Origin of the sequence: Longimicrobium sp., from assembly GCF_036387355.1 — a bacterium.
In the GTDB taxonomy this organism is placed as follows: domain Bacteria; phylum Gemmatimonadota; class Gemmatimonadetes; order Longimicrobiales; family Longimicrobiaceae; genus Longimicrobium.
Genome location: NZ_DASVTX010000236.1, coordinates 1 through 6,069 on the forward strand (window position 1 = coordinate 1; position 6,069 = coordinate 6,069).

The 6,069-nt window shown below is 71.0% G+C and carries 8 protein-coding genes; 4 read left to right on the forward strand and 4 right to left on the reverse strand.

Annotated elements, in window-relative coordinates:
- From VF665_RS10420 to VF665_RS10430, 3 genes are all read left to right on the forward strand, one after another.
- A partial coding sequence (locus tag VF665_RS10420) for a nucleotide exchange factor GrpE (RefSeq protein ID WP_331053362.1) occupies positions 1–470 on the forward strand: 470 nt, incomplete at its 5' end.
- 51 nt (positions 471–521) lie between these two features.
- The gene (gene dnaJ, locus VF665_RS10425; RefSeq protein ID WP_331053363.1) at positions 522–1,646 is read left to right on the forward strand and encodes a molecular chaperone DnaJ; all 1,125 of its coding nucleotides are present in this window, start codon (positions 522–524) and stop codon (positions 1,644–1,646) included.
- A gap of 177 nt (positions 1,647–1,823) precedes the next feature.
- On the forward strand, positions 1,824–2,057 hold the full coding sequence (locus tag VF665_RS10430) for a hypothetical protein (RefSeq protein ID WP_331053364.1): 234 nt from the start codon (positions 1,824–1,826) through the stop codon (positions 2,055–2,057).
- Between the two features lie 69 nt (positions 2,058–2,126).
- Here the strand turns inward: VF665_RS10430 and VF665_RS10435 are convergent, their stop codons facing one another.
- From VF665_RS10435 to VF665_RS10445, 3 genes are all read right to left on the reverse strand, one after another.
- On the reverse strand, positions 2,127–2,279 hold the full coding sequence (locus tag VF665_RS10435; RefSeq protein WP_331053365.1) for a hypothetical protein: 153 nt from the start codon (positions 2,277–2,279) through the stop codon (positions 2,127–2,129).
- A 79-nt stretch (positions 2,280–2,358) separates the two neighbouring features.
- The gene (mnmA, locus tag VF665_RS10440; RefSeq protein WP_331053366.1) at positions 2,359–3,450 is read right to left on the reverse strand and encodes a tRNA 2-thiouridine(34) synthase MnmA; all 1,092 of its coding nucleotides are present in this window, start codon (positions 3,448–3,450) and stop codon (positions 2,359–2,361) included.
- Between the two features lie 171 nt (positions 3,451–3,621).
- The gene (locus tag VF665_RS10445) at positions 3,622–4,764 is read right to left on the reverse strand and encodes a cysteine desulfurase family protein (RefSeq protein WP_331053367.1); all 1,143 of its coding nucleotides are present in this window, start codon (positions 4,762–4,764) and stop codon (positions 3,622–3,624) included.
- Between the two features lie 111 nt (positions 4,765–4,875).
- Here VF665_RS10445 and VF665_RS10450 point away from each other — a divergent pair, with 111 nt between their 5' ends.
- Positions 4,876–5,214 carry an HIRAN domain-containing protein gene (locus VF665_RS10450; RefSeq protein WP_331053368.1) on the forward strand — a complete coding sequence of 113 codons (339 nt, stop codon included), beginning with the start codon at positions 4,876–4,878 and terminating at the stop codon, positions 5,212–5,214.
- 1 nt (position 5,215) lies between these two features.
- Here VF665_RS10450 and bshB1 read toward each other — a convergent pair whose 3' ends face one another.
- Positions 5,216–5,983, reverse strand: coding sequence for a bacillithiol biosynthesis deacetylase BshB1 (bshB1, locus tag VF665_RS10455; RefSeq protein WP_331053369.1), 768 nt, complete (start codon positions 5,981–5,983; stop codon positions 5,216–5,218).
- Positions 5,984–6,069 lie beyond the last annotated feature (86 nt).

Here is a 6,069-nt window from a genome sequence, read left to right on the forward strand (position 1 = left end):
CTCCGGCACCCGCCCCTGCTTCGGCGCCGGGCGACGAGCTATCCACCCTGCGCGACCGGCACCTGCGGCTGGCAGCGGAGTTCGACAACTACCGCAAGCGGGTGGAGCGCGAGCGGTCCGACAACATGGTCCGCGCGCAGGCGCAGATCCTGGAGCGCCTGCTGGAGCCGCTGGACGACCTGGCCCGCATCGCCGACTTCGACCCCGCCACCACCGCGGCCGGCGCGCTGCACGAGGGGGCGGAGATGGTGGAAAAGAAGTTCCTGCGGGTGATGGAGGCCGCCGGGCTGGAAATGGTGGAGGCCGAGGGCAAGCCGTTCGACCCCACCATTCACGAGGCGCTTACGACGGTGCCGGCGGAATCGGCGGAGGAGGACAACACGGTGGCCCAGGTGTACCAGAAGGGCTACCGCTTCAAGGGGGTTCTGCTGCGCCCGGCGCGCGTCGTCGTGAAGAAGCACCAGGGCTGAGCGCGGCCGCCTCCGTACCGGGGGCGGCCCTGTTTCTTGACCGGACACACGATGGCGACACAGACCAAGGACTTCTACCGCGTGCTGGGCGTGGCCGAAAACGCCAGCGCGGACGAGATCAAGAAGGCGTACCGCAAGCTCGCCAAGCAGAACCACCCGGACGCGAACCCCAACAACGCGGCCGCCGCGGAGCGCTTCAAGGAGCTTTCGGAAGCGTACTCCGTGCTGTCGGACGACGCCAAGCGCAAGCAGTACGACCAGATGCGCCGCCTGGGCGCGTTCGGCGGGCTGGGCGGCTTTGGCGGCGGGGCGGGGCCGCGGCCGGGAGGCGGGGCGCAGTCCATCAACCTGGAAGACCTGGACCTGGGCGGCAGCCCGCTGGGCGACATCTTCGGCTCGTTCTTTGACTTCGGCGGGCGCAAGCGAGGGGCGGGGGCGCGTCCCGGCGGGCCGGAGCGGGGGGAGAACATCGAGTACGCGGTGGAGATCCCTTTCACCACGGCGGTGCGCGGCGGCAAGGTGACCGTCACGGTTCCCGTCACGGAAGAGTGCGCCACCTGCCACGGCACCGGCGCGGCGCCGGGCGCCACGGTCAACACCTGCACGGAATGCAAGGGGACGGGCTCCATCACCTTCGGGCAGGGGAGCTTCGGCGTGTCGCGCCCGTGCCCGGTGTGCGGCGGCAAGGGCAAGGTGCCCACGGAGGCGTGCCCCACCTGCGCGGGCGCCGGCCAGGTGCGCCGCAACCGTGCGGTGCAGGTCACGGTGCCCGCGGGGGTGGACAACGGGGGCAAGCTGCGGCTGGCGGGGCAGGGGGAGCGCGGCGCGGCCGGCGGCCCTCCGGGCGACCTGATGCTCACCTTCCGGGTGGAGCCGGACCGCTTCTTCACTCGCGACGGGCTGGACCTGAACTGCACCATCCACGTGAACCTGGCCCAGGCCGTGCTCGGCTCCAAGGTCAAGGTGCGCACGGTGGACGGCCCCTCGGTGGTGCTGCGCATTCCCCCGGGCACGCAGCCCGGGCGCAAGTTCCGCATCAAGGGGATGGGCGTGGAAAAGGCGGGGCGCCGCGGCGACCAGTTCGTAAAGGTGCAGGTGGACGTGCCGGAGACGCTGCCCGACGAGGCCCGCAAGGAGTTCGAGGAGTTCGCCGACGCGGCGGGGATGAGGCATTGAGGGGAGGTGCAGCGTGCGGAGTGCTGAGTGCGGAGGAACAGAAGTGCCCAGGCCCGAGTGCCCCGTGCCCGGCACGCGCTTCCCGCACTGGGCACCGGGCACTTGAACCTGAGCACTTCTCCGGGCACTTGAACCTGAGCACTTCCCCGGGCACTTTCCTTTTCCCGAATCACTGACATGAGCCAGACTTTTACCGATGCCAACCTGGTCACCTGGGAGGCGTTTTCGTCCGGCGGGCGGTTCGGCCTGTCCATCCGGCCCAAGGTGATCTTTCACTGCCTCACGGACCCGGCGGTCGCGCCGCGCTTCGTGGAGATGGAGGGCGACGAGGCCGATGCCGAGCACGCCATCCATCAGTCGTCGGTGGACCAGCTCCGCGCGCTGCTCAGCCAGTCCAAGGTGCTGGAGTAGCGTCGCGCCCGATCGGCTGAATCGGCAGCGAAAGAACGGGAGCGGCGCAGGGTGCGCCGCTCCCGTTCTTCATCCATCCCGCTTTCTTCCGCGGCCCCAGGTGGGCACGTCCGGCGTTCTGAACGTCCGCCAGATCAGCAGGACGGCGATGAGGGCGCAGAAGCCCAGAATCAGGTCTGTCGCGACGGCCGCGGGATTCCAACAATCCTTCATGATGTCCATGCGCAGCGGCTCCGGACGAGGTCGGATTCGAGTTCCCGATGGAACGCCGTTCCGCGGCTCCGTCTGACGCCCGCGCCGATCAGGCGGCGATGCGGCCGCCACCCAGGACGATGTCGCCGCGAAAGATCACGGCGGACTGGCCGGGCGTCACCGCGCGCTGCGCCTTGTGCAGCGTGAGCCGCACGCCGTCGCCGCCGATGGATTCCACGCGCGCGTCCACGGCGGGCGAGCGATGGCGGATCTGCACGCGCACGGCGTCGCCGGGACGCGGCTCCTGCGCCAGCCAGTTGAGCCCGCCGACGGTCACGTCCGTGCGCTCCAGGTCGTCCGCCGTGCCCACCACCACCTCGCGCGTGGCCGGCCGCGTGCCGATCACGTACAGCGGCAGCGAGCGCCCGCCGCCCAGCCCCTTTCGCTGCCCTACCGTGTAGCGCGCATACCCGTCGTGCTCGCCGATGACCTCGCCCGCGGGCGTCACCAGGTTGCCCGCCGTGAGCGCCGCGTGGTCCGGGCCCAGCTTCTTTTCCAGAAAGTCCACGTAGTTGCCGGACGGAACGAAGCAGATCTCCATGCTTTCCGGCTTTTCCGCCGTCACCAAGCCGAGTTCGCGGGCGCGCTCGCGGACCTGCGGCTTGGTGAGCTCGCCCAGCGGAAACAGAAGCTGCGGAAGCATTTCCGGCGGCAGCGACCACAGGAAGTACGACTGGTCCTTCTTTTCATCCAGCCCGCGCAGCAGCACGGGGGCGCCGCTGGCATCCGTCCCCATCCGCGCGTAGTGGCCGGTGGCGATGGCGTCGCACCCCAGCATGCGGCCGCGGCGCAGCAGATCGCGGAACTTGGTGTTGCCGTTGCAGCGCACGCACGGGTTGGGCGTGCGCCCGGCGGCGTACTCCGAGACGAAGTCGTCGATCACGTCGCGCGTGAATTCGCGCTCCACGTCAAAGACGTAGTGCGGAATGCCCAGGCGGTCCGCCACGCGGCGCGCGTCCATGATGCCGTCCAGCCCGCAGCACGTCTTGCCGGGGCCGTTGGCGTCCGCGCCGGACTCCGAGTAGCAGAAGGTCTTCATCGTCACGCCGATGACGTTGTGCCCCTGCTCCTGCAGCAGCGCCGCCGCCACGGACGAATCCACCCCGCCGGACATCGCCACGAGGACGTTCTTCTTCTCCATCTCTCTGCTTCTGGACTGGATCGGTTCCGCTACGAGTTGGCGGCGCGGCCTTGTACACCGCAGGCGGGATGTCGTGCGGCGGAGACCGGGGAACCGCGTCTCTCACGGAGGGCACGGAGGAGGCACGGAGGTCACGGATGGTTCGGCACCGCCTCCGCTGCGCCGCGCGGATCAGAGGCGGACGCGCTCGGCGACGGCGGGAAAGACGTGGATGACGCGGTCAATGTCGGCGTCCGTGGTGCCGCGGCCCAGGGAAAAGCGGACGGAGGGGCCGGCAGCCTGGGGCGCGACGCCCATCGCGGTCAGGACGTGGGATGGGGTGACCGCGCCACTGCTGCACGCGGAGCCGGAGGAGACGGCGATTCCCTCCATGTCCATCCCGATCAGCAGCATCTCCGCGTCCGCGCCGGGAACGGAGACGTTGCTGATGGTGGGCAGGCGGGGCGCGCCGGCCGCGTTCAGCACCAGCCCCGGCACGCGGGCAAAAAGCTCCGCTTCCAGGCGGTCGCGGAGCGCGGCCAGGCGCGGCATCAGCGTCTGCCGCTCCGCCGCCGCAAGCTCGGCGGCGACGGCAAGGGCGATGGCGCCCGCGACGTCCTCCGTTCCCGGGCGCATGCCGCGCTCCTGCCCGCCGCCGTGCAGCATGGGCTGGATGGCGGTGCCGCGCCGGACGTACAGGGCGCCCACGCCGCGCGGCCCGCCCAGCTTGTGCGCGCTGAACGCCAGCAGGTCCGCCGCGACCTCGTCTGCGCGGACGGGCACCTTGCCCAGCGCCTGTACCGCATCGGAATGGAAGACGACCCCCGACGCGCGGCACAGAGCGGCGATCTCCCTCACCGGCTGCATGGCCCCGACTTCGTTGTTGGCCCACATCACGGAGACGACGGCCGGCTTCTCCTCCCCCGCGAGGAGGGCGCGCAATGCATCGAGGTCCACCAGACCGTTGCCATCCACCGGAAGCAGATGGACGGGATGGCCGGCCTCGCCCGCGGCGCGGACGGCGTTCAGGACGGCGCTGTGCTCCACGGCGGAGCAGGCCAGGGGCGCGGACGGGGCGAGGCGCGCGCGTCCCCAGAGCGCCATGTTGTCCGCTTCCGTGCCGCCGCGCGTAAACACGATCTCCGCCGGGCTCGCGCCGATGACGGCGGCGAAGCGGGCGCGCGCGTCGTCCAGCGCGGCGCGGGCGTCGCGGCCCCAGCGGTGGATGCTGGACGGATTGCCCCACCGGCCGTCGAGCGCGGCGAGCATGGCGTCGCGCGCCTCCGGCCGCAGCGGCGTGGTGGCGGCGTGGTCCAGGTACACGGGGTCGGACATGCGATCAGAATCAGGGGGCGGACGGACGGCGGATGGCGAACCTTGAGGCGGAGCAGGGAAACACCCTGCGTCCCGCGACGGACGCGCTCCGCACCCGCGCCACACGCACGCATGATTCCGCCGCTGCCCCAGGACCAGCCCGCCACCTTCGAAACGTTCGTGCACGGCACCATCTTTGGTGACCGCACGGCGCTGGCGGCGGGGCTGCGCGAGGGCGATGAACTGGTGCTGATTCCCGATCCGCCCATGGAAGACGATCCCAACGTGTGGGTGCACGTTTCCTCGGGCGACGTGGTGGGGCATCTGCCGCCGGACATCAACCAGTGGATGGCCACCTGGCTGCTGCGCGGCGGGAGCGCCCGGGCCACCGTGCTCAAGGCGCACGGCCAGGACGTGCCCAGCTACAAGCGGCTCGAGGTCCAGATTCAGTGCGCCGGGCCGGACGCGTGAATCAGATGCTGCGCACGCCGAGCGTGACCACGTCGTCCACGCGCATGGTTTCGGCGATGTAGAACGGCTCGCCGTACTCCGTGCGGATGAGCGAGCCGTAGCGGGCGGCGTGCATGCGCACCTGGTCGTACAGCAGGCGCTCGCCGCCGGGGAACACCTCGCCGCCCCACGTCTTGCCGTCGAACTGGCTGCTGTAGCAGTGGACGGCCTTCATCTTGGTTTCCATGAACGCGGTGATGTCCACCACGAAGCTCGGCTTGACCGGGTCTTCGCGGTAGGCGAGCGCGTACAGGATCTTTTCCGGGCGATGGGGCGCGCCGGGGGCGTCCAGCTTGGCGAGTCCGGCCAAAAAGCACGCGTCGTACGCCAGCTGTGACGCGATCCGGTGGTCCGGGTGGCGCCCGTTCATGTACGGGATGATGACGACGCGCGGCCGGAACGCGCGGAGGAAGCCCGCGACGAGGCGCCGCGTCTCGGGCGTGTTCTCCAGCCCCGCGTCGGGAAGGCCGGCGTTGCGGCGCGCGGTGACGCCCAGGATGGCCGCGGCCGCGTCGGCCTCCTGGCCGCGCAGCTGGGCGCTGCCGTCGGTGCCGCGCTCGCCGGCGGTGAGGTCGAGGATGCCGGTGCGGTAGCCCTGCGCGGCCATGCGGGCCAGGGTTCCGCCGCACAGCAGTTCCACGTCGTCGCGGTGCGCGGCGATGGCCAGCAGGTCCACCGGCGGGGCGAGCGGTTCGGACGGGGCGGTGGGCGGGGCGTCGTTGTCGGTCACGATGGGCGGGGAGTGCGTGAGTGCTGGGTGCGTGAGTGCTGAGTGCTCTCGGGGCGTTCCGGAGGGCCCGGCGCGGCGGAGAGGGC